At 70.0% G+C, this 21,323-nt stretch carries 21 protein-coding genes and 1 pseudogene; 10 read left to right on the top strand and 12 right to left on the bottom strand.

The window, feature by feature from the left end; all coding sequences use genetic code 11:
* Positions 1-67: 67 nt before the first annotated feature.
* Both HFL01S_RS07275 and HFL01S_RS07270 read right to left on the bottom strand, forming a co-directional pair.
* A complete protein-coding gene (locus HFL01S_RS07275; RefSeq protein WP_066256738.1) occupies positions 68-1,417 on the bottom strand; it encodes a dicarboxylate/amino acid:cation symporter in 1,350 nt (449 codons plus the stop codon).
* A gap of 105 nt (positions 1,418-1,522) precedes the next feature.
* A complete protein-coding gene (locus HFL01S_RS07270; protein ID WP_066256735.1) occupies positions 1,523-2,560 on the bottom strand; it encodes a DctP family TRAP transporter solute-binding subunit in 1,038 nt (345 codons plus the stop codon).
* A 21-nt stretch (positions 2,561-2,581) separates the two neighbouring features.
* Between HFL01S_RS07270 and HFL01S_RS07265 the strand changes: the two genes are divergently transcribed.
* The 4 genes and pseudogenes from HFL01S_RS07265 to HFL01S_RS25630 all read left to right on the top strand — a co-directional run bounded on the left by HFL01S_RS07265 (position 2,582) and on the right by HFL01S_RS25630 (position 5,685).
* Positions 2,582-4,555 (top strand): two-component system sensor histidine kinase NtrB, encoded by a 1,974-nt coding sequence (locus HFL01S_RS07265; RefSeq protein WP_066256733.1) that lies wholly within the window; start codon positions 2,582-2,584, stop codon positions 4,553-4,555.
* The gene (locus HFL01S_RS07260; RefSeq protein WP_245644749.1) at positions 4,534-5,190 is read left to right on the top strand and encodes a response regulator transcription factor; all 657 of its coding nucleotides are present in this window, start codon (positions 4,534-4,536) and stop codon (positions 5,188-5,190) included. Before HFL01S_RS07265 ends, HFL01S_RS07260 begins: the two co-directional genes overlap by 22 nt.
* A gap of 24 nt (positions 5,191-5,214) precedes the next feature.
* A pseudogene (locus HFL01S_RS25635) lies at positions 5,215-5,445 on the top strand (DUF1653 domain-containing protein); the annotation flags it as partial.
* A gap of 111 nt (positions 5,446-5,556) precedes the next feature.
* The gene (locus HFL01S_RS25630) at positions 5,557-5,685 is read left to right on the top strand and encodes an oxidoreductase-like domain-containing protein (protein ID WP_439648598.1); all 129 of its coding nucleotides are present in this window, start codon (positions 5,557-5,559) and stop codon (positions 5,683-5,685) included.
* Here the strand turns inward: HFL01S_RS25630 and HFL01S_RS07250 are convergent.
* The gene (locus tag HFL01S_RS07250) at positions 5,682-6,776 is read right to left on the bottom strand and encodes a PA0069 family radical SAM protein (protein WP_066256730.1); all 1,095 of its coding nucleotides are present in this window, start codon (positions 6,774-6,776) and stop codon (positions 5,682-5,684) included. The genes HFL01S_RS25630 and HFL01S_RS07250 overlap by 4 nt on opposite strands.
* A gap of 132 nt (positions 6,777-6,908) precedes the next feature.
* Between HFL01S_RS07250 and HFL01S_RS07245 the strand changes: the two genes are divergently transcribed.
* From HFL01S_RS07245 to HFL01S_RS07225, 5 genes are read left to right on the top strand one after another with little or no spacing between them, the layout of a single operon-like run.
* Complete coding sequence (locus HFL01S_RS07245) at positions 6,909-8,438, top strand: wax ester/triacylglycerol synthase family O-acyltransferase (protein WP_169802317.1); 1,530 nt, start codon at positions 6,909-6,911, stop codon at positions 8,436-8,438.
* Between the two features lie 33 nt (positions 8,439-8,471).
* Positions 8,472-9,308 carry an alpha/beta fold hydrolase gene (locus tag HFL01S_RS07240; RefSeq protein ID WP_157538796.1) on the top strand — a complete coding sequence of 279 codons (837 nt, stop codon included), beginning with the start codon at positions 8,472-8,474 and terminating at the stop codon, positions 9,306-9,308.
* A 2-nt stretch (positions 9,309-9,310) separates the two neighbouring features.
* Positions 9,311-10,189 (top strand): alpha/beta fold hydrolase, encoded by an 879-nt coding sequence (locus HFL01S_RS07235; protein ID WP_066256726.1) that lies wholly within the window; start codon positions 9,311-9,313, stop codon positions 10,187-10,189.
* A gap of 33 nt (positions 10,190-10,222) precedes the next feature.
* The gene (locus HFL01S_RS07230; RefSeq protein WP_066256723.1) at positions 10,223-11,185 is read left to right on the top strand and encodes an ABC transporter ATP-binding protein; all 963 of its coding nucleotides are present in this window, start codon (positions 10,223-10,225) and stop codon (positions 11,183-11,185) included.
* A gap of 11 nt (positions 11,186-11,196) precedes the next feature.
* Positions 11,197-11,958 (top strand): ABC transporter permease, encoded by a 762-nt coding sequence (locus tag HFL01S_RS07225; protein ID WP_066257019.1) that lies wholly within the window; start codon positions 11,197-11,199, stop codon positions 11,956-11,958.
* Positions 11,959-12,078: 120 nt separating this feature from the next.
* Here the strand turns inward: HFL01S_RS07225 and rbp are convergent, their stop codons facing one another.
* The 5 genes from rbp to HFL01S_RS07200 all read right to left on the bottom strand — a co-directional run bounded on the left by rbp (position 12,079) and on the right by HFL01S_RS07200 (position 16,055).
* Positions 12,079-12,438: an RNA-binding regulator gene (gene rbp, locus HFL01S_RS07220; protein ID WP_066256720.1), complete on the bottom strand. Its 360-nt coding sequence runs from the start codon at positions 12,436-12,438 to the stop codon at positions 12,079-12,081.
* Positions 12,439-12,572: 134 nt separating this feature from the next.
* The gene (locus HFL01S_RS07215) at positions 12,573-13,547 is read right to left on the bottom strand and encodes a PAS domain-containing protein (RefSeq protein WP_066256718.1); all 975 of its coding nucleotides are present in this window, start codon (positions 13,545-13,547) and stop codon (positions 12,573-12,575) included.
* The gene (locus HFL01S_RS07210) at positions 13,540-14,547 is read right to left on the bottom strand and encodes a PAS domain-containing protein (RefSeq protein ID WP_066256715.1); all 1,008 of its coding nucleotides are present in this window, start codon (positions 14,545-14,547) and stop codon (positions 13,540-13,542) included. Before HFL01S_RS07210 ends, HFL01S_RS07215 begins: the two co-directional genes overlap by 8 nt.
* Before the next feature lie 58 nt (positions 14,548-14,605).
* Positions 14,606-15,085, bottom strand: coding sequence for a hypothetical protein (locus HFL01S_RS07205; RefSeq protein WP_066256713.1), 480 nt, complete (start codon positions 15,083-15,085; stop codon positions 14,606-14,608).
* Between the two features lie 43 nt (positions 15,086-15,128).
* The gene (locus HFL01S_RS07200; protein WP_066256711.1) at positions 15,129-16,055 is read right to left on the bottom strand and encodes a LysR family transcriptional regulator; all 927 of its coding nucleotides are present in this window, start codon (positions 16,053-16,055) and stop codon (positions 15,129-15,131) included.
* 95 nt (positions 16,056-16,150) lie between these two features.
* On the opposite strand from HFL01S_RS07200, the gene HFL01S_RS07195 reads away from it, so the two are divergent.
* The gene (locus HFL01S_RS07195; RefSeq protein WP_066256709.1) at positions 16,151-17,158 is read left to right on the top strand and encodes an NAD-dependent epimerase/dehydratase family protein; all 1,008 of its coding nucleotides are present in this window, start codon (positions 16,151-16,153) and stop codon (positions 17,156-17,158) included.
* A gap of 18 nt (positions 17,159-17,176) precedes the next feature.
* Here HFL01S_RS07195 and HFL01S_RS07190 read toward each other — a convergent pair whose 3' ends face one another.
* Genes HFL01S_RS07190 through HFL01S_RS07175 form a run of 4 tightly spaced genes read right to left on the bottom strand, consistent with a single transcriptional unit; the run spans position 17,177 to position 21,270 of the window.
* Entirely contained in the window at positions 17,177-17,581 is a 405-nt protein-coding gene (locus tag HFL01S_RS07190; protein WP_066256706.1) for a DUF2894 domain-containing protein, read from the bottom strand.
* A 2-nt stretch (positions 17,582-17,583) separates the two neighbouring features.
* Positions 17,584-18,279, bottom strand: coding sequence for an OmpA family protein (locus HFL01S_RS07185; RefSeq protein WP_066256703.1), 696 nt, complete (start codon positions 18,277-18,279; stop codon positions 17,584-17,586).
* A complete protein-coding gene (locus HFL01S_RS07180; protein ID WP_066256700.1) occupies positions 18,276-20,561 on the bottom strand; it encodes a DUF802 domain-containing protein in 2,286 nt (761 codons plus the stop codon). Before HFL01S_RS07180 ends, HFL01S_RS07185 begins: the two co-directional genes overlap by 4 nt.
* Positions 20,551-21,270 carry a DUF3348 family protein gene (locus HFL01S_RS07175; protein WP_066256697.1) on the bottom strand — a complete coding sequence of 240 codons (720 nt, stop codon included), beginning with the start codon at positions 21,268-21,270 and terminating at the stop codon, positions 20,551-20,553. Before HFL01S_RS07175 ends, HFL01S_RS07180 begins: the two co-directional genes overlap by 11 nt.
* Positions 21,271-21,323 lie beyond the last annotated feature (53 nt).

Raw genomic sequence — 21,323 nt, 5'->3', positions numbered from 1 at the left:
TCACCGACTGCCGCGCTAGTGTGACGCAAAGCACATGGGGCCGGGTGGTCGCCCGGCATGACCCCGCTCAGCGCGGCGCGTCAGCGCTCACCGCCATGTGCGCCACCTGCTGGTCGAGGATGGCCTCGGGCTCGTCGGCTTCCTGCGCGCTCGGGTGCGCCAGGCCTTCGTTCAGGCGCTGCATGTCCAGGTCGCCGGTCCACTTGGCCACCACCAGCGTGGCCACACCGTTGCCGACCAGGTTGGTCAGGGCGCGGGCTTCGCTCATGAAGCGGTCGATGCCCAGGATCAGCGCCAGGCCGGCCACGGGCACGCCGCCCACGGCCGAGAGCGTGGCCGCCAGCACGATGAAGCCGCTGCCGGTGATGCCCGCCGCGCCCTTGGAGGTCAACAGCAGCACGGCCAGCAGGGTCAGCTGCTGCACCAGCGTCATGGGTGTGTCGGTGGCCTGGGCGATGAACACCGCGGCCATGGTCAGGTAGATCGAGGTGCCGTCGAGGTTGAACGAGTAGCCGGTGGGGATCACCAGGCCGACCACCGACTTGCGGGCGCCCAGGTTCTCCATCTTCTCCATCATGCGCGGCAGCACCGATTCGCTCGACGATGTGCCCAGCACGATCAGCAGCTCTTCCTTGATGTACTTGATGAACCGGACGATGGAGAAGCCGTGCAGGCGCGCGATCAGGCCCAGCACGCCGAACACGAAGATCAGGCAGGTCAGGTAGAAGGTGCCCATGAGCTTGCCCAGCGAGAACAGCGAGTCGATGCCGTACTTGCCGATGGTGAAGGCCATGGCGCCGAAGGCACCGATGGGGGCCACCTTCATGATGATGCCGACGATGTCGAACAGCACGTGGGACGACTTCTCGATGAAGTCGAACACCAGGGTGCCGCGGCCGCCGAACTTGTGCAGCGCGAAGCCGAACAGCACCGAGAACAGCAGCACCTGCAGGATGTCGCCCTTGGCGAAGGCGTCCACCACCGAGGTCGGGATCACGCCCATCAGGAAGTCGACCGTGCCCTTCATCTTGCCGGGCTCGGTGTAGGCGGCGATCGCCTTGGTGTCCAGCGTGGCGGCATCCACGTGCATGCCGCTGCCGGGCTGCACGAAGTTGACCACCAGCAGGCCGATGACCAGCGCCAGCGTGGACACCACCTCGAAATACAGCAGGGCCAGGCCCCCGGTCTTGCCGACCTTCTTCATGTCCTCCATGCCGGCGATGCCCACCACCACGGTGCAGAAGATGATGGGCGCGATGATCATCTTGATGAGCTTGATGAAGGCATCGCCCAGCGGCTTCATCTGCTCACCCAGCGCCGGGTAGAAGTGGCCCAGCAGCACGCCGATGGTGACGGCGGCCAGGACCTGGACGTAGAGGGATTTGTAGAGCGGCTTGCGCTCGGCGGTTGCAGCCATGGCGTGTCTCCTGAGGGCTGTTTTGGGGGATGCGGGACGATACGCAGCCCCCCGCCGCGCGCCAACTGTGGTGTTCAACAGTCGTAGAACTACGTACTGCGCGGATCAGCCCGTCTGGATGGCGCGCTGCACGTCGCGCAGCAACCCCGCGCCGACGCTGCGCCCGAAACCGTCGGCCACCGGCCGCAGGTGGCGGCGCAGGGCCTCGCGCTCGGCGGGTTCCAGCGCATGCACCTGCAGGCCAGGGGTCTGGCGCAGGCTCGCCAGGGCCTGGCGGTCCAGCGCCTCGGCCAGCCGGTTGCCGTGGGCCAGTGCCTCGGCCAGCGCCTCGTCCACCAGCGCCCGGTCGGCCCGCGACAGGCTGGCCCAGAAGCGCGGGTGCGTCACCACCGCGTAACCCAGGTAACCGTGCTGCGTCAGGGTCAGGTGCGGCTGCAGCGCGGCCAGGCCCTGGGTCAGGAAGTTGCTCGGCGGGTTCTCCGCCGCATCCACCACGCCGCTGGCCAGCGCCCGCTGGGTTTCGCCAAACGGCAGCACCACCGGCTGTGCGCCCAGGGCTCGCATCTGCTCGCCCAGCACCTGCGAGGCCTGCACCCGCACGCGCAGGCCGCGGTAGTCGGCGGGGGTGCGCAGCGCGCGCCGGGCGCTCATCTGCTTGAAGCCGTTGTCCAGGAAGCCCAGCCCCCGCATCTGCTGGCGCGCCAGCCGCTCCAGCAGCCCGCGCCCCACAGCCCCCTGCGTCACACGCCGCACCTGGGCCAGGTCGGCGAAGAGGTAGGGCAGGTCGAACACCTCGAACTCGGGCACGCCCGCCATGCCGAACTTCGACAGCGAGGGCGCCAGCATCTCCACCGCGCCCAGTCGCAGCGCCTCCATCTCGTCGTCATCGCCCCAGAGCTGGGAGTCCGGGTGCAGCTCGACGCGGATGCGCCCTCCCCCGCGCTGGTGCACCAGGGCCTGGAAACGCAGCGCCATCTGGCCCTTGGGCGTGTCGGGCGCCACCACGTGCGAGAAGCGCAGCAGCACCGGCGGCGCGCCCCCCAGCGCCGGGCCGCCCACCAGGGCACTGACCGCGCCCAGCAGCGCCCGGCGGCGCAAACGCGGCACGGGAAGGATGGGCGGCGACGGGCGTTCGACGGACATGCTGGCTATGCTAGCGGGCCCATGTCCTCCGACCCACCCACCCGGCCCGCAGCCGACCTCGACTCGCTCGATCTGGACACGCGCCAGACCGCCGCCCTGACGCGCCGCGCCATGGGCTGGCTGGTGGCGCTGCTGCTGCTGGTGGCCGCGTCGGCACTGGCGCTGTGGCTGTTCCTGCGCAGCGAGGAAGCGCGCGAGGCCGACCGCCGCCGCACCGCAGACGCCGAGTGGCTGGACCAGACCCTGCGCTTCCACTTCCGCCGCCTCGAAACCGATCTGGCCGCGCTGGCCCAGGCCCACCAGAATGGCGGCGACGACCAGGCGGTGGCCGCGCGCCACGGCCCCTGGTGGCAAAGCCCCGGCCGCATCGCCTTCCACGGCTGGGTGCCGGCCGCGCCGCCGGGCGGGCGCAGCGCCTGGCCTGCCGAACTGCAGGCCGCGGCGCAAGATCCCGGACAGGTCGCCGCACTGACCACCATGCTGGACACCACACGCGGCCTGCAGCGCCCGGCCTACGCCGGCCCCTTCGCCACGGCCGACGGTGGCGGCGCCTGGCTCTGGCTGGCCGTGCCGCACTTTGAACAGGGCCGCTTCACCGGCGACGCCGTGGCCGCGGTGCCGCTGACGCGCCTGCTGGCCGACGTGCTGCCCGCCTGGTTCCTGCAGGACCACAACGTCGCGCTGGCCGACGAGAACAGCACGGCCGCGCCCGACGAAGGCCTGCACTTCACCGCCCCCATCCAGCTGCCGGGCGCCCAGCTGCGCCTGCGGGTCGCGCCGACCGACAGCACACCACCGCTGGCGCCGCGCGCCTTCTTCGCCGTGGCCCTGCTGTGTCTGCTGGGCATGCTGCTGGCGCTGCTGGCCCTGTGGCGCGACAGCGCGCGCCGCCAGCGCGCCGAGGCGCGGCTGCAGACCCAGCTGGCGCTGCGCACCGCCATGGAACGCTCGGTGACGCTGGGCCTGCGCGCCTGGGACACCCAGGGCCGCCTGCTGCACGTGAACCCGGCCTTCGCCCGCCTGGTGGGCTGGACGCCGGCCGAGCTGATGGCACACACCGGACCACTCCCCTACTGGCTCGTCGACCAGGGCGACGAGTTCGAACAGGTGCAGCGTGCTGCGCAAGCCCCCGAGGCCCTGGCCCTGCAGCTGCAGCACCGCGATGGCCAGCGGCTGGACGTGCTGGCGCACAGCGCGCCGCTGCGCCTGGCCAGTGGCGAGGTGGTGGGCTGGGTCGGCTCGGTGCTGGACGTGACCGAGCGCCGCCGCATCGAGCGCCTGGCCGCGCGCCAGCAGGAACAGCTGGAAGCCTCGGGCCGCCTGGTGGCCATGGGCGAGGTGGCGTCCACCCTGGCACACGAGCTCAACCAGCCGCTGGGCGCGCTCAGCAGCTTCGCCATCGGCCTGCTCAACCGGGTGCGCGAGCAGCGCATCACGCTCGAAGAGATCGTGCCGGTGGTCGAGCGCATGGAGCGCATGGCCGACAAGGCCGGCCGCGTGATCCAGCGCGTGAACGCCCTGGCCCGGCGCCAGGAAACCGTGCGCCTGCCGCTGGCCCTGGCGCCCTGGACCGCGCGCGTGGCCCAGGCCGTGCCGCTGCCCGAGGGCGTTCGGCTGGAGCTGGCCCTGCCCGGGGGCGACGGCCCCACCGTGCCGGCCGACGCGCTGCTGCTGGAAAACGCGCTGCACAACCTGGTGCTCAACGCCGGCGAGTGGGCCGCGCGCAGCGGCCGCACCCCGCCCACCGTGCGCGTGGGCCTGGTGACCGGCGACGGTCAGGTCGGTCTGCGCGTGTGCGACAGCGGCCCCGGCGTGCCGCCCGAGCAGCGCGCCACCGTGTTCGACGCCTTCGCCAGCCACAAGCCCGGCGGCATGGGCATGGGCCTGGCCATCTGCCGCTCCATCGCCGAAGCGCACCACGGCCACATCGACCTGAGCGACTGCCCCGACCTGCTCGGCGCACAATTCACGCTGTGGCTGCCCCTGAACCCCTGACCCCTCCGAACCCGCCGGTCCACATCGTGGACGACGACGCGGACTTCCGCGACGGCCTGGCCTGGCTGCTCGATTCGCGCGGCCTGCCCACGCGCGTGTGGACCGGCGGCGACGCCTTCGTGCAAGCGCTGCAGCGCGGCGAGCTGGGTGAACTGGCCCGTGCCTGCAGCGTGGTGCTGCTGGACATCCGCATGGAGCCGCTCTCGGGCCTGGCCACCTTCGAACAGCTCAAGGCCGCCCGCTGGCCCTGGCCGGTGCTCTTCCTCACCGGCCACGGCGACGTGGGCATGGCGGTGGCCGCGGTCAAGAACGGCGCCTGGGACTTCCTGGAAAAACCGTTCCAGAACAACCAGCTGGTGGACAAGGTAGAGGCCGCCTGCCAGGCCGCAGTGCGCCTGCAAACCGAGGCGCGGGAGAAGCTGCGCTTCCAGCAGGCCCTGGCCGCGCTGAGCGCGCGCGAGCGCGAGGTGCTCGACGAGCTGCTGGCTGGCCACTACAACAAGAACATCGCCGATCACCTGGGCATCGCCCAGCGCACGGTGGAATTCCACCGCGCCAACATCTTCGAAAAACTCGGCGTGGCCTCGGCGGTGGAACTGGCCCACCGCATGGGCCGGCTGATGGCCAACGACTGAGCGTCTTCCGTTTCCTGTTTCTGCATGACCGCACCGACCGACCACGACCTGCCACCGCTGAACGCCACCCCGCCCGGCCTGTACCGCCACTACAAGGGCGGCTGGTACGACGTGATCGACACCGTGCGCTGCAGCGAAACCTTGCAGGGCATGACGCTGTACCGTGCGCTCTACGGCGGCTTCGGGCTCTGGGTGCGGCCAGCGGCCATGTTCGCCGAACACGGTGTGTTCGAGGGCAAGGAACAGCCGCGCTTCACGCCGCACGACCCGGGCCTGCTGCCGCTGGGCAACCTGGCCACCGCCCGCGCCCTGATCGCCCACCTGCGCGGCCGCGCGCAGCGGGAACGCGGCATCGACCTGGACGCGGTGCTGCGCCCGCCGCCGCCCGAGCCCGACAGCTGCTGTGGGCGCGGCTGCAACGGTTGTGTGTGGGAAGGTTTTTACGAAGCGCTGCACCACTGGCGCGTCGACGCCATGGAACTGCTCAGGGCCTAGAACATATCCCCCTGCCCGCGCAGCGCGGCGGGCCGGAATCGGCTCAGGTCGAGCCGCTCGCGCTCCCGGTTGAAGCCCAGACGGTCGCAGGTCTTGACGAAGCGCTGGCGGATCAGGTCGGCCCAGATGCCCTGGCCCTTCATGCGCGTGGCGAAATCGGCGTCGTAGTCCTTGCCGCCCCGCAGGTCCTGCACCCGCGCCATCACACGCTCGGCCCGGTCGGGGTAGTGCAGGTCCAGCCACTGGCGGAACATGGGCGAGAGCTCCCAGGGCAGGCGCAGCACCTGGTAGAAGGCGCGCCGAGCGCCAGCCTCGTACGCCGCCTCCAGCACCCGCTCCATGTCGTCGTTGAGGAAAGGGATCTGCGGCGAGACGCTCACGCCGGTGGGCACGCCCGCCTCGGCCAGGGTGCGGATGGTGCGCAGCCGCCGGTGCGGCGCGGCGGCGCGCGGCTCCAGCACGCGGGCAAGCTTCGCATCGAGCGTCGTGACCGTCACGTACACGGCCGCCAGACCGGCCTGCCCCATGGGCGCCAGCAGGTCCAGGTCGCGCTCCACCCCGCTGCCCTTGGTCACCATGCCCACCGGGTGCTGCGCCGCACTCAGCACCTCCAGCACCGCGCGCGTGAGCCGCAGCTCGCGCTCCACCGGCTGGTAGGCGTCGGTCACCGTGCCCACCACCAGCAGATCGGGCTGGTAGCGCGGCGCCAGCAGCTCGCGCCGCAGCAGCTCGGCGATGTTGCGCTTGGCGACGATCTTCGTTTCGAAGTCGAGACCTGGCGATAGGTTGAGGTAGCTGTGTGTGGGCCGCGCGTAGCAGTAGACGCAGCCGTGTTCGCAGCCGCGGTAGGGGTTGAGGCCGAGCCGGAAGCCGATGTCGGGCGAGTCGTTGGTGGTGATCGCGCTGCGCGCCTCTTCAAACGTGACCTCGGTGGCGGGTGCGGCGGCCTCTTCGCCTTCGGCCAGTTGCTCGTCCAGCGTGTTCCAGCCGTCGTCGAAGGCGGCGCGCTGGTCGCGCTCGAAGCGGTGCGGCTGGCGGTGGGCCACGCCGCGGCCCTTGAGGGCACTCAGGGGAATGTGGACGTCGTTCATGGCGGGTGGGATCGAGTTCGATACTGTACATAAATACAGTTATTGCGCAAGAGACAGGCATCGGTTTCCCGCGCCGAGACAACGGCCCACAATGGCCAGCGACAGCCACACTCACCGGGACACGCCATGGGCATGCGACAACTCTCCGGCCTGGACGCCACCTTCCTCTACTTGGAAACGCCGGAGATGCCGATGCACGTCGGCGCCATGCACCTGCTGGAACTGCCGGCCGGCCACCGCGGGCGGTATGTGAACGACCTGCGGCGGCACATCGCGGCCCGCCTGCCCGCAGCACCGGTGCTGCGCCGGCGCCTGTGGTGGATGCCGCTGAACCTGGCCAACCCGGCCTGGGTCGACGCGGAGCCCGACCTCAGCGAGCAAATCGTCGAGATCAAGCTGCCGCGTGGCAGCGCGTCGCGCGCCGACGCGCGCACGCTGATGGAGGAGCAGGTCTCGTTGCTGCACCCGGTGCTGCTGGACCGCCACCGGCCGCTGTGGAAGATGCAAGTGATCGAGGGCCTGCCGCGCAGCGCCGCGGGGCGCAAGCAGGTGGGCCTCGTCACCCAGCTGCACCACGCCGCGGTCGACGGCCAGGCCGCGGTGGCGCTGGCCAATGTGCTGTTCGACCTGACCCCCGAGCCACGCGACATCGAGATCCGCCCTTCCCGGCGCACCAGGACCTTCCGGCTCGACATGGTCGAGATGCTGCGCGGCGCGCTGAGCCACGAGGCGCTGCAGGTGGCGCGCATCGTGCGCGAGCTGCCGGCCACGCTGGGCACCGTCGCCGGCACGGCCCGCAGCGTGCTCAGCGTGAAGAACCTGCTGGGCCAGGGCTCGGGCAATGTCACCCTGGCGCCAGCCACCCCGATGAACGCCACCGTCACCCCTGCACGCGCCTTCGCCGCGGCCAGTGTGCCGCTGGCCGAACTCAAGGCCCTGGCGCGCGCGCATGGGGCCACGCTCAACGACGGGGTGCTCATGCTCTGTTCGTCCGCGCTGCGCGCCTACCTGCAGCAGCGCGGCGCGCTGCCGCGCAAGAGCCTGGTGGCCGCGGTGCCGATCTCGCTGCGCGAGGCCGGCGACACGCGCCCCGACAACCAGGCCTCGATGAGCCTGGTCAGCCTGGGCACCCATCTGGCCGACCCCGCGAAGCGGCTGGCGCACATCCGCGCGGCCACCGGGGCGATGAAGTCGACCATGGGCCGCATGAAGAGCATCCTGCCCACCGATTTCCCCTCCATCGGCGTGCCCTGGCTGATCGAGGCCGCGGCCTCGCTCTACGGCAAGGCCAAAGCCGCCGAGCGCCTGCCGCAGGTGGCGAACGTGGTCATCTCCAACGTGCCCGGCCCGCAGGTGCCGCTGTACCTGGCCGGCGCCCGCGTGCGGTCGAACCACCCGACCAGCATCGTGGTGCATGGCCTGGCGCTCAATATCACGGTGCAGAGCTTCGACGCCGCGATGGACTTCGGGCTGATGGCCGACGCCTCGGCGCTGCCAGACGTGAAGGAACTGACGCGGGCGGTGGATGCGGCGATGCAGGAACTGCGGGCGCTGCCGGTAGGCGTGACCGTGCCAGATGCCGCACTGAAACCCCCACCTGTGTCCCGCAAGCGACCCGCCTCTAGGGCTGCCGCACCAAAGAAAAGGGTACGCGCTGGCTAACATGGCCTGCTGCCCCCCAGATTCCGCGCACGCATGAGTCCCCGCCCCCGCCGCCAGACCACCCCACCACCGGATCAAGACACCGAGGCCAGGCTGCACACCGTGCCGCCCGGCCTCTGGCTGATGATGCTGGAGGCGCGCGCGCCGTGGGAGGCCATGGCCCTGGCGGCCGTCTCGCCCTGGCTCTCCCGCATGCCTTCGGGCGACGGCCACGCCGTGCTGGTGTTCCCGGGCCTGGGCGCCAACGACATGAGCACGCTGGCGCTGCGCCGGTTCCTGAAACAGCACGGCTACACCGCCTACGGCTGGGAGCAGGGCTTCAACCTCGGTCCGCGCGACGGCGTGCTCGTAGGCTGCCGCGCGCGCATCGAGGCGCTGCACAAAAAACACCGGGGCAAGATCAGCCTGATCGGCTGGAGCCTGGGCGGCATCTACGCGCGCGAGATGGCCAAGGAGCTGCCCGAGCTCGTGCGCTGCGTGATCACCCTGGGCACGCCCTTCACCGGTCACCCGAAGGCCACCAACGCCTGGCGCTTCTACCAGCTGGTCAGCGGCCAGCACCCGCACGACGAGGAACTGCTGGCCCAGGTGCGCAGGCCGCCACCGGTGCCCACCACCTCGATCTACAGCAAGACCGACGGCGTGGTGGCCTGGCAGTGCAGCATCAACCCCGTGCGCCACGCCCACACCGAGAACATCGAGGTGCACGCCAGCCACATCGGCATGGGCATGAACCCGATGGCGATGTACGCCATTGCCGACCGCCTGCGCCAGGACCCCGACCACTGGAAGCGCTTCGATGTGCAAGGTGCACGGCGCTGGTTCTTCGGGGTGGCGCACCAGCCCGAAGCGCTGACCCGCTGGTACTGAGCATGAAGATCGAAGCCAACGGCATCCGCATCGAGGTCGACGACCAGGGGCCTGCCGATGGCCCGGTGGTGCTGCTCATCATGGGCCTGGGCATGCAGCTCATCGCCTGGCCGCAGGCCATGGTGCAGATGCTGGTGCAGCAGGGCTTTCGCGTGGTTCGCTTCGACAACCGCGACATCGGCCTGAGCCAGGGCTTCGACGCCGCCGGTGTGCCCAACATGGCGCTGGCCGCGCTGCGCCACGCGATGCACCTGCCGGTGCACAGCCCCTACTCGCTGGCCGACATGGCGCGCGACGCGCTGGGCGTGCTCGACGCCCTCGACATCGAACAGGCCCACGTGTGCGGCGCGTCGATGGGCGGCATGATCGCCCAGCACCTGGCGGCCATGGCGCCCGAGCGCGTCGCCAGCCTCACGCTGATGATGACCACCAGCGGCTCGCGCCGCCTGCCCCAGCCCTCGTGGCGTGTGCGGCGCGCGCTCATGTCGCGGCCCATGAAGCCGGGCGCCGACGCCGCCGTGGACTGGATCATCCAGGTGATGTATCTCATCGGCAGCCCCGTCTTCCCGAGCGACTACCAGGCCCTGCGGGCGCGGGCGCTGGAGTCGGTGCAGCGCGCCTGGCACCCGTCGGGCTCGGCCCGGCAGCTGCTGGCCGTGGTGGCCGACGGCGACCGCTCGGCCCTGCTGCCCCACATCCAGGCGCCGACCCTGGTGATCCATGGTGTGGACGACCCGCTGGTGCCCGTGGCCTGCGGCGAGGACCTGGCACAGCGCATCGCCAACGCCACAGCCGACTTCATCCCTGGCATGGGCCACGACCTGCCAGAGGAACTGCTGCAGCGATTCGCCCAGGGCATTGGGGACAACGCGCGCCGCTGAGCAGGCGGGCGCCACCCCGGCCACAATGGCGGGATGACCCTCAACCCCGTTTCCCCGCTGCCCGACGCCATCGTGAGCGTGCGCGGCGTGAGCAAGACCTATGCGGGCGGCTTCCAGGCGCTGAAGAACATCCACCTGGACATCCGCCGCGGCGAGATCTTCGCTCTGCTCGGCCCCAATGGCGCCGGCAAGACCACCCTCATCAGCACCATCTGCGGCATGAGCAACGCCACAGAGGGCACCATCACGGCCGACGGTTTCGACACCGTGCGCGACTACCGCCAGGCCCGCGCCACCATCGGCCTGGTGCCGCAGGAGCTGCACACCGACGCGTTTGAAACCGTCTGGGCCACGGTCAGCTTCAGCCGCGGCCTGTTCGGCAAGGCGCCCAACCCGGCGCTGATCGAACAGATCCTCAGAGACCTCTCGCTCTGGGACAAGAAGGACAACAAGATCATGACGCTCTCGGGCGGCATGAAGCGGCGCGTGCTGATCGCCAAGGCGCTGTCGCACGAACCCAAGATCCTGTTCCTGGACGAACCGAGTGCGGGCGTGGACGTGGAGCTGCGGCACGACATGTGGCGCCTGGTGCGCCAGCTGCGCGAAGCCGGCACCACCATCATCCTCACCACCCACTACATTGAGGAAGCCGAGGACATGGCCGACCGCATCGGTGTGATCCGCAAGGGCGAGCTGATCGTGGTGGAGGACAAGGACGTACTGATGCGCCAGCTCGGCCGCAAGGAACTGGCGCTGTCGCTGCCGCAGCCGCTGGCCGCCGTGCCCGGGGCGCTGGCGCACTGGCCGCTGCAGCTCTCGGCCGACGGCCTGACACTGACCTACGGCTTCGACACCCAGAAGGACGACACCGGCATCGCCGAGCTGCTGGCCGCGCTGGCCGCCCAGGGCATCGCCTACAAGGACCTGCGCACCAGCGAAAGCTCGCTCGAAGACATCTTCGTCAGCCTCGTCCACGAACAGAAAGCGGAGGCCTGAGCATGACGGGTCTGAACATCCACGCCGTGCGCGCCATCTACATGTTCGAGATGAACCGCGCCTTCCGCACCTGGGCGCAGAGCATCATCGCGCCGGTGCTCACCACCTCGCTCTACTTCATCGTCTTCGGCACGGCCATCGGATCGCGCATGGGCGACATCGGCGGTGTGGACTACGGCGCCTACATCATCCCCGGCCTGCTCATGCTCTCGCTGCTGTCCGAGAGCATCTCCAACGCCTCTTTCGGCATCTACATGCCCAAGTGGTCGGGCACCATCTACGAGTTGCTGAGCGCGCCGGTGAACTGGGTCGAGGTGCTGCTGGGCTACGTGGGCGCGGCCGCCAGCAAGAGCCTGCTGCTGGGCACGCTGATCCTGCTCACCGCGCGCTTCTTCGTGCCCTACCACATCGCCCACCCGGTGTGGATGGTCGGTTTCCTGCTGCTGACGGTGGTCTCGTTCTGCCTGTTCGGCTTCATCATCGGCCTGTGGGCCGACAGCTTCCAGAAGCTGCAGGTGATCCCGCTGCTGGTGATCACGCCACTCACGTTCCTCGGCGGTGCGTTCTACAGCATCAACATGCTGCCCGAACCCTGGCAGACCGTCTCGCTATTCAATCCGGTGGTCTACCTCATCAGCGGACTGCGCTGGGCCTTCTACGGCCAGGCCGACGTGCACATCGCCATCAGCACCGGCATGACGCTGGTCTTCATGGCCGCCTGCCTGAGCGTGGTCTGGTGGGTGTTCAAGACGGGCCGGCGCATCCGCCGCTGAAACTCCAATCCAGTACGGCTGCCAGCCCCGGCAGCCGCCCATGAAAAAAGCCCCGTGGCCGAAGCTCCGGGGCTTTTTCACTGGACCCGGCGCGAAGCCGGTTCAGCAGATCTGCAGGGCTCAGTAGCCGCCGCGGCCGTAGCCGCCGCCACCGGAGCGGTTGCCACCGCCGTAGCCGCCGCCGCCCGAACGGTCACCGCCGCCGAAGCCGCCGGTGCGGGGGGGACGGGCTTCCATCGGACGGGCTTCGTTCACGGTGACGCTGCGGCCACCCAGGGACTGGCCGTTCATGCCATTGATGGCGGCTTGCGCCTCGGCATCGCTGCCCATTTCGACAAAGCCGAAACCCTTGGAACGGCCGGTGTCGCGCTCCATCATGACCTTGGCGCTGCTGACAGAGCCGAATTCGCTGAAGGCCTGTTGCAGGTCTTCGTCGCGCACGGAATACGGCAGGTTGCCGACGTAAAGTTTGTTGCCCATGGAGGACTCCTAAGAAAGCGGATACACAAAAAGCGATGGGGTCCCGAAAGCACAACAAACCCGAAAGTGCACCGTGGCACGCGAAACTGACCGATCACTTGAATTGCACGGACCAAATGCCCGCGCGGGGGAGATTATGCGCCCGGAATGTCATGTGCGCTGCTTTCGTCCACCACCGTGGTCAGAATCAGCAGGCCGCCGGGGTCTTCATTCAGCTCGCTGCACACCATCACATCGACCGAATGGCCGTCGGCATGGCGCCACCAGGCCTGCTGCCACCCAGTGTGGCCTTTTTCAAACAGTACCCGGCGGTGCTCCTGCCACTGCTGCGCATCAGCCCAAAAGGTGTCCGCGCGCAGCCCCTCCACCTGGGCGCCCGGATATCCGAGGCAGCGCTCGAACGCAGGGTTGACCTCCACCACGGCCTGCGTGTTGGCCGCCTGCACCACCAGGGCCGTGGGGTTGAGCTGGAAGATGCGCCGGAAGCGGCGCAGGGAACGGTCGCGCTCGTGTTCCAGCCGCAAGCGGTCCTCCATCTGGCTCAGCCGCCGCCGGTAGACCTCGTCGGTCGACCGCCGTGTCTGGTGCAGCTGAAAGCCTATCAGCAGCAGGATGGCGCTGCCCGTGAGCCAGTAGCGCAGGTCGGCCTCCATGTTCGCCGGTGGCAGGTACCCGCCCGTCTCGGCCCAGGTCAGCCCGCCCAGGATGGCCACGCTGGCCACCGTGGTGGCCAGCAGCGCGCGCAGGCTCAGGTAGGTGCCGGCCATGACCACTGCAGCCTGGAATGCGAACCCGGACGCCGCCCGCACCGAGCCGAAGCTGTACACCGACCAGGCCGCCACCATCAGAATGCCAGTGACCACCAGCGGGCTCTCCCAGCGGCGCCGGTGCGATCGCAGCAGCAGGTAGGACAGCAGCGCCACACCCGCCATCGACCAGGAAATGTGCGCCAGGGATTCGCCGGGTGGCGCCAGCAGGTGGTCCGCCAGGGCCATGCCCGCCAGCAGCAGCGCCACGCACAACTGCACCCAGCGCAGGCTGCGGTTGTGGTGCCGATGCTGGCTGCGTTCGATCTCGGAAGGATCCTCGAGCGGCAGGGAGTCAAGCACCCTGGCCTCCTTCCAGTGGTGCGTACACCGTCGGCATCGCGCTGGTCGTGTGACCGGGCACGCGCAACACCGTGATGCGCAAGCCATCGTCCGCATCGTCGTCGCGCTCGCTGCAGATCTGCAGAGGGACCTGCTGACCATTGCGTCCGATGCCGGTGATGGTGTGCCACCCCGTGCGTTGGCGGGCCCGGCGATCCTGCGAGAACGCCGCATAGGCTTCGTCGTGCAGCCAGAGGAACCCGTCGCGCCGGCTCAGCACCTCTTTGCGGGTGTAGCCCAGCACGCTTTCAAACGCCAGGTTCGCATCCAGGATGGCGCCATTGCGCATGGACTGCACGAAGATGGGCGTGGGGCTGGCCCGGAACAGGCGCGAGAACCGGCTCTGCCCCAGGTCGCGGTCCAGCTGGGTCTGCAGGCGCTGCGTGGCTTCCCGAAGGTGCAGCTCCTGCGCCAGGCGCACCTGCGTGCGGTTGAGGGACATCATCGCGGCCACCCCCACCAGGCTCGCGCTCTGCGACAGCCAGTTGCGCCAGCTCACGGCAAAGCGCGGTTCTCCGGCCAGCAGGCTGGCGGCGTCGGCCCAGGTCAGCAGACCGAGCAGCGCCACCGCGGCCGCGGTGGTCCAGAGCAGCCCGCGCCGGCTCAGGAAGATGCCCGCCGCGACCTGCCCCATCAGGATCAGCACGATGTTGATCGTGCGCACCGAACCGAAGAACCAGGTCGACGCCGTCGCCATCCCGAACAGGAAGACCACCAGCAGCCAGGCCACGCTGTTGTAGCGGCGGATCTTCAACAGCAACCAGGCCAGCGCCCCCATGAACGCCAGCACCAGCGTCATCATGCTGTCGGCCGTGACCGGTGTGCCGATGAAGCGGTCCACCGCGAACAGCCCCAGGCCCAGCACCGACGTCATCCACGACAGGCGCAAGGCAATCTCCGAGCGCGCGGCCACGATGGACGGCGGTTCGGGCCAGACGGAGGTGGGATCGGGAGGGTTCAAGTGGCTCGGCAAATGGGACGAGGCGCGCATTCTGGCGCAGAGCGGACCCGGCCAGCGCTCATCGGCGTGGTTTTTCGTAACCGGACAACACCCAGGCCTCGGCACTGGCCACGTTCAGCCGGAAGGTCGGTGGCACCGGAACGCAGGCCAGTTCCTCTCCATATTCGTCGGTCGCTCGCAGCGTGGCGGTCGCGCCTCCTTCGTCGGGCACGATGGCCAGCGCCACGCGCAGGCGCCGCCCGTCCACCGTCACATTCACGCTCTTGTTCAGCTCGGCGTGGCGCTGCTGTTCGGAGCGGCGGATGAACTCGCTGGCCGTCTTCACCAGCGTGTTGAAGGCATTCACATCCAGTGGCTTGGGGTTCTTCTTGTCGCGCCCCATGGTCCAGGGGCCGACCAGCGCGGGCTCGGTCTGCCCTTCGAGGAACATGGCCACGGCCCAGCCGTCGTCGTCTTCGTTCTTGATCACGCGCGCCGTCCAGCGCTCGTCGCTCCACACGCGGTCTTCGTGGATGGGGTCCTGGGTGTCTTCGGTCATGGGGGGCGATGGTACTGGCCACGCGCACCCCGCACCAACGGCTTCAGGACGGCGAAGGCTGCTCATGGCCTGGTGCCGCGCCGTGGTGCACATACCGCCGCAGCCCCGCGACCAGTCCGTCGAACACGGCCCTGCAGCGCGGGTTGCTCTTCAAGCCCTCGTGCATCACGACCCAACTGGTCAGTGAGAACGAGAACGCGTCGGGCAGCAGCCTGACCAGGTCGGGCTGGCGCTGGGCCAGCGCCAGCTGACAGATGCCGATGCCCGCACCGCTGCGCAGCAGGGCCAGCTGGGCCAGGTCGCTGTCGCAGCGAAGCGCAAAGTGCTCGCGCGACCAGAGCGACAGGCCGGCGCGCGCCGACCGCAGGAACGGCGTCTCCTGATCGAACCCGATCAGGGCGTGCTGTTTCAGATCGGCTAGGCTGCCCGGCACCCCGTGCCGGTCGAGGTAGACGCGGTGCGCGTGCAGCCCGAGCGGCACGTCACCGACGCGTGTGGCCAGCAACACCTCCTGCTGGGGTGGCGTCATGCGCACCGCGATGTCGACCTCGCGCCGCACCACGTCCTGCAACCGGTTGCTGAGCACAAGTTCCAGCTGGAGCTTCGGGTGAAGCGCCCGCAGTTCGGCCAGGATGGGCGGCAACACCTCGGCACCGACCACCTCGCTCGCCGAAATGCGGACGGCCCCCTGCACGTCTGTGCCCAGTCCGCCCGCCGTGCGCTCCAGCGCCGCCGCGGCGGTCTGCATGGCCTCGGCGTCGGCGCGCAGGGCAGCTGCGGCCTCGGTGGGCAGGAGCCCGGCCTGGGAGCGCGTGAAAAGCGCAACACCCAGGTGCTCTTCGAGCGAGGTGATGTGGCGGCCGATGGTGGGTTGTGTGAGCCCCAGCGCACGCGCCGCGCCAGAAAGGGAGCCCTCCTGCAGCACCGCGAGAAACGAGCGATAGAGCTCCCAGCCGATGGATGTTGTCATACACAAATGTATAGCTGGTGTTCTCCTTTAGACAATTTTCTTTTTACATGGCGCATCCAACAATGCCCTTCATCGCAACCCACTGGAGAGTGAAGATGAAGGAACAACCCACCGCACTGGTGCTGGGCGCCACCGGAGGCATCGGCGGCGAGGTGGCTCGCCAACTGCTGGACACAGGCTGGCGCGTCCGTGGCCTCAGGCGAGGTCCCGCAGCGACCGCCGCGAACCCGGGCGGCATCGAATGGATCAGCGGCGACGCACTCGATGCCGCCGCTGTGTCGGCCGCCGCGCGTGGTTGTGCACTGATCGTGCACGCCGTCAACCCGCCGGGCTACCGCCGCTGGTCCGAGCTGGTGCTGCCGATGATCGACAACACGATTGCGGCAGCCCGTGCGCATCGCGCCAATGTCGTGTTGCCGGGCACGGTCTACAACTACGGGCCGGATGCCTTCCCTGTTCTGGACGAGCGCTCGCCGCAGCGCCCGGTCACCCGAAAAGGGGCGATCCGCGTGGAGCTGGAGCGGCGCCTGGCCACGGCCGCCGAGGCGGGCGACATCCGGGTGATCGTCGTGCGCGCCGGCGACTTTTTCGGGCCGCGCTGCGGCAACAGCTGGTTCACGCAAGGCATGGTCAAGCCGGGTTCGGTGGCACGGACGGTGCAACTGCCCGGCCGTGCCGGCGTGGGGCATCAGTTCGCGTTCCTGCCGGACGTGGCCCGCACGATGGTCGAACTGGCCCGGCGGCGCCACGAGCTGCCGGCGTTCGCCAGCTTCCACATGGCAGGCCACTGGGATGCCGACGGCCTCGGGTTCGGCCGGGCCATCCAGCGCGTGATGACCCGCCACGGCCTTGAAGAACCCCGGCTCAAGGCGTTTTCCTGGTGGATGGTGCGTCTGCTGTCCCCGTTCGTGGCGACGCTCAGGGAACTGCTCGAAATGAGGTACCTCTGGCAGCAGGAAGTGCGCATGGACAACAGCCGCCTGGTGGCCTTTCTGGGCCACGAACCGCACACGCCTCTGGACTCCGCTATTGAGGCCACGCTGGCGGGCATCGGATGTCTCGGTGGTGCAGCCGCCACCACGGCACAGCCAGCCCCGACCTGAAGCCTTGGGGCGCGGTGCTCAGGCCTTCTTGCGGCCGGCTTTCGCCGGCTTGCCCGCCCCGCCCTTGCCCGCCGTGGGCGACCGGAGCAAGCCATGCGCCTGCTCCAGCCAGAGCAGGGTCTCGGTATGGGTCAGGAAACGGCGCAGGTAGTGCGGTGAAAGATCGCCCATGCGGGCCAGGGTCTCCAGCATCAGGCGCTGGGGGTTGAGCGGGCCGGCGTTGGGCGGGGCGCGGTCCAGCGCACGCTGCACCTGCACCTCGGCGCCGATGCGCTCCCAGGTTTCGCGAAAGCGCTGCGCGCTGCGCAGTTCGGGCCAGGGGCCACCGCCGCCGACCACCCCGTCGCGCGCGGCGGCCGACGCGCGCTCGATGTGGGCATTGAGCTCGGCCAGGGGCGCGGGTCGCAGGGCAGACGGCTTCATCGTCAGGGTCGGACGGCCGGTGTTCCGGCGTCTCCCGCGGCGGCGCTGGCGCGCGGCACCGGCGCCATTTCCACGCGGCGGTTGAGCGCCCGGCCCTGTTCGTCGGCGTTGCTGGCCACGGGCTGTTCGGCGCCGAAGGCGGCGGCAAACACGCGCGAGCGCGGCATGCCGCTGGTGATCAGCGCCCGCGTGACGGTGAGCGCACGCTGGGCCGATAGTTCGAGGTTGTCTTCGTAGCGCTGGCTGGGCCCCTTGACCACGGTCTTGTTGTCGGTGAAGCCACTGACCATGAGCATCTCGTCGCGCTCGCCAAGATAGACCTGCAGCGGCGGCACCAGGGCCTTGAGCAGCTGTTCGCCTTCGGGGCGCAGCTGGTCGGAGTTGAAGTCGAACAGCACGCTGCCGCTGATGCCGATGCGGCCGTTGTTGAGCGTGACGCGGCCGCTGGCCAGCGGCACGGCCAGCGCCTTTTCCAGCGCCATGCGGCGGGCCTCTTCCTGCTGGCGCTTGGCGATCTCGCTCTGCAGGCTGTTGACCAGATCCACCTGGGTGAGCAGCACGCCGATGAAGACCAGCACGAAAGCGCCAACCAGACCGGCCATGAGGTCGCCGAACACGGCCCAGACCGGCGCCGTCATTTCGGCGCTGTCGTCGCCGTCGGCCAGGTGCTCCTCGGCGGTGTCGTGGAAGGCACTCATGCAAGGGCCCCTGCAGCGGCCTTGGCGACCGGCCCGCGCAGCTTGCGCAGGTCTTCCACGATGCCCTGCTGCGCGCTGATGGAGAGGTCGATGACCTCGCGCGCCTGCGCCACGTAGTAGGCGAGCTGCTCGTCGCTGCGCGCCAGCGACTGGCCGATGGCGCTCTCGACCTTCTGCAGGTTCTGCACCAGCTGCTCGTGGCTGGCGGCCAACTGCTGCGTGCCCTGCTGGAAGGCCTCGCCCAGGCTGACCAGCTGGGCCGCACTGGTGGCGGCCTGTTCGGCCATGGCCTCGGCGCGGCCGGCCTGCGCACCCACGGTGTCGGCGAACTGCTGGCCCACGCGGTCGAGCACGCCGGTGGCCGATCCGACCAGGTGTTCGATGGCGGCGCGCTGCTCGCCCGTGGTCTGCTGCACCTGCTGCAGCAGGGTGCCGATCTGGCCCACCAGCTCGGCGCGCTCGCCCAGCGTGGCGTTGTCGCGTTCGGCCAGGCGGCTCATCTGCTCGCGCAGCTGGCCGATCACCTCGGCCGCGGCCTTGGGCGCTTCGGACGCGGTCTGCATCAGGCGGGCCATGGGTGCTTCCAGCGCCGTGCCCAGGGTGGCGAGCTGGGTCGCCAGCGCGGCCTGCAGATCGGCCAGGCGCTGCACGGCGGCATCGCCGCGCGCGGCCTCCTCGTCGCGCAGGGTCTGCAACTGCCGCGAAAGGGCGCTGAAGGCCTGGCCCTGCTGTTCGGACCGGGCCTGCTGGCGCTGCAGCTCGGCCTCGTGCAGGGCAGCCAGTTCGCTGCGCCACAGCGCGGCCAGCTCGTCCATGCGCTGGGCGTGCTGCTGGGTCCACGCGGCTTCGCTGGCGGTGCGCGCTTGCACCAGGGCCTCGGTCTGCGCGATGAGGCGGGCCACACCGTCCAGGCTGCGGTCGGTCTGCTCGCTGCTGTGCTGCGTGAGGCGGGTGGCGGTGTCTTGCAGCGCCTGCAGCAAGGCGCGCTGCTGCGCGAGTGTCTGGTCGCCGGCCTGCTGCCACTGGTGGCGCAGGTCCTGCGCCATGCGCTCCAGCGCCCCGGTGAGCGCAGCCTGTTGCTGCTGTTCGGCCTGGGCGCGCAGGGTCTGGGCCTCAGTCTGTGCAGCCTGCACGCTGGCCAGCAGTTGGCCGGCGCGCTGGTCGAAGCCGCTGTTGAAGGCGGTGAGCGACTCGCCCAGGCCTTGCAGCAGCTGCTGGCTGCCCTGCTCGTGCCGGTCCAGCGCACGGGTCCAGGTGTCGGCCACCGTGGCGGTGGTGGCGCTGAAGCGGGCCGACAGGCCTTCGAGCTGGGCCTGTACCGCGGCGTTCACGCCCTCGTGCAGGCGGCTGGACTCGGCGGCGATGCCGGCCATGGCCTGCTGCACCACGGGCTGCAGGCTGTCGGTGGCGGCGCGGGCGCTGGCGGCCAGACTCTCGCGCAGCGACTGTTCCACCGACTTCGCCAGCCCGGTGTAGGCAGCAGCGGCTTCGCGCTGGAACTCGGCCTGGCGGGCCAGCAGGGCCTCGTCCAGCTGCTGGCTGCGGCGCTCGACCTGCTCGATGAGCGTCTGCAGGTGCTGCGCGGCCGCGGGCAGGGCCTCGGCCTGGCGCTGCAGGGCCTCAAAACTCTGCTGGCGCTGGTGCGCGGCCGAGAAGGGGCGCAGCGTGGTGGCGGCCAGTGCGTCCAGCGTGCGCTGGGCCTGGGCGCGCTCGCGCCGCGCCAGCGTCGCCATGAGGCCGAGCATGGCCGAGGTGGCGACACCCGCCACCGAGGTGCCGAAGGACAGGCCCAGGCCCTTGATGGGCGCGGCCAGCGCAGCGCGGATGGCGTTCAGATCGGCCGAGCCTTCGAGCGCGAACACGGCGCCCTTGAAGGTGACCACCATGCCCAGGAAGGTGCCGAGCATGCCCAGCATGACCAGCAGGCCGATCAGGTAGGGCGTGAGCGCCAGGCCCGGAAAGGCGCTGCGTTCGCCTTCGATGCGCTGGCGCACCGCGTGGCGCAGCGGCGCGGGCACGCTGGGCAGCCAGTCGGCCAGCTGGGCCAGGGGCTGCGGCACGCCGGCCATGGCCGTGTGCAGTGCGGCGGTGGTCTGGCCGAAGCGGCGCAGCTCCCAGGCGCCGCCCAGGTAGACGGCGCCGATCAGCAGCGTCATGCCCAGCGCGAAGGCGCTGCTGCCGACGAAGCCGCTGGCCACCCAGGCGACGGCGGCCAGGCCCACGATGAAGGCCAAAAACGACAGTGCGCGGTAAGGACGGGAAGTGGAGGTTTCAGTGCTCATGGGCAAGGGCTTCGATCAGGCCGGTCACGGGCTGCAGGCGCAGGTCGAGTTCGGCGAGCAGGGTCTGCTCGAACTCGGCCGCGAAGGTCTGCAGCCAGCGCAGGTCGTCGGGTGTGTCGGGCGCGTCGGATTCACGGGCCTGGGCCGCTTCGCGGCGCAGCGCCGCAAAGCGCGCTTTCAGAAAGGCCGGCAGGGTGGACAGCAGGCGCTGCTCACGCCCACCGAAGAAGCCGTCCATCACGGCGTCGGTGGCGGCCAGCTGCGCCATGGCCGGCGTGGACTGGGCCAGCTGCTGGCGCACGTGCTCGCGCAGCGCGTCGATGCTCATCTCCATGCGGCGCTGCTGGTCGCCCAGCCGCTGGTGGAACAGCGCGAACTCGGTGTCGAGGTCGTTCGGATCGGGCTTGTGGGCCGGCGCGGTGGTGATGGAGCGGGTCAGCACGGCGCGCACACGGTCGAGCTCGGCACTCAGCGTGGCGTGCAGTGCCGCCGGCCCGGTGCGGGGCGGGCGGCGGGCGGCCGCCGCACCGGCCGCCTCGATCGCCGCCTGTGCGGCGTGCAGCTGGATGGTCTCGGCCACGTTGAGCCACCCACCCAGGCGCTCGGCCACGTCCTGCCGCGGCGCGTCGGGCGACGCGCCCGCGGGCAGCGCTCGCGCAAGCTGGCGCGCCAGGGCAGAAGGAGCAGCGTGGTGGAAGGAACTGCGCAAAACGGGTCCGCAGCGCCCCGGAGGGCGCCGGTGGTGAATCGATTCTGAAGGGG

This window comes from Hydrogenophaga flava NBRC 102514 (genome assembly GCF_001571145.1).
GTDB classification, from domain to species: domain Bacteria; phylum Pseudomonadota; class Gammaproteobacteria; order Burkholderiales; family Burkholderiaceae_C; genus Hydrogenophaga; species Hydrogenophaga flava.
The sequence above is the reverse complement of the archived record's forward strand: the minus strand, read 5'-3'. Positions and strand labels throughout refer to the sequence as shown.

Bases quoted from the DNA above. Each gene is read 5' to 3' on its own strand.
- rbp (WP_066256720.1), bottom strand. From the start codon at position 12,438: ATGGGCAACAAACTTTACGTCGGCAACCTGCCGTATTCCGTGCGCGAC.
- HFL01S_RS07230 (WP_066256723.1), top strand. From the start codon at position 10,223: ATGACCCTCAACCCCGTTTCCCCGCTGCCCGACGCCATCGTGAGCGTG.
- HFL01S_RS07190 (WP_066256706.1), bottom strand. From the start codon at position 17,581: ATGAAGCCGTCTGCCCTGCGACCCGCGCCCCTGGCCGAGCTCAATGCC.
- HFL01S_RS07235 (WP_066256726.1), top strand. From the start codon at position 9,311: ATGAAGATCGAAGCCAACGGCATCCGCATCGAGGTCGACGACCAGGGG.
- HFL01S_RS07245 (WP_169802317.1), top strand. From the start codon at position 6,909: ATGCGACAACTCTCCGGCCTGGACGCCACCTTCCTCTACTTGGAAACG.
- HFL01S_RS07240 (WP_157538796.1), top strand. From the start codon at position 8,472: ATGAGTCCCCGCCCCCGCCGCCAGACCACCCCACCACCGGATCAAGAC.
- HFL01S_RS07195 (WP_066256709.1), top strand. From the start codon at position 16,151: ATGAAGGAACAACCCACCGCACTGGTGCTGGGCGCCACCGGAGGCATC.
- HFL01S_RS07275 (WP_066256738.1), bottom strand. From the start codon at position 1,417: ATGGCTGCAACCGCCGAGCGCAAGCCGCTCTACAAATCCCTCTACGTC.
- HFL01S_RS07205 (WP_066256713.1), bottom strand. From the start codon at position 15,085: ATGACCGAAGACACCCAGGACCCCATCCACGAAGACCGCGTGTGGAGC.
- HFL01S_RS07200 (WP_066256711.1), bottom strand. From the start codon at position 16,055: ATGACAACATCCATCGGCTGGGAGCTCTATCGCTCGTTTCTCGCGGTG.
- HFL01S_RS07180 (WP_066256700.1), bottom strand. From the start codon at position 20,561: ATGAGCACTGAAACCTCCACTTCCCGTCCTTACCGCGCACTGTCGTTT.
- HFL01S_RS07250 (WP_066256730.1), bottom strand. From the start codon at position 6,776: ATGAACGACGTCCACATTCCCCTGAGTGCCCTCAAGGGCCGCGGCGTG.
- HFL01S_RS07270 (WP_066256735.1), bottom strand. From the start codon at position 2,560: ATGTCCGTCGAACGCCCGTCGCCGCCCATCCTTCCCGTGCCGCGTTTG.
- HFL01S_RS07265 (WP_066256733.1), top strand. From the start codon at position 2,582: ATGTCCTCCGACCCACCCACCCGGCCCGCAGCCGACCTCGACTCGCTC.
- HFL01S_RS07185 (WP_066256703.1), bottom strand. From the start codon at position 18,279: ATGAGTGCCTTCCACGACACCGCCGAGGAGCACCTGGCCGACGGCGAC.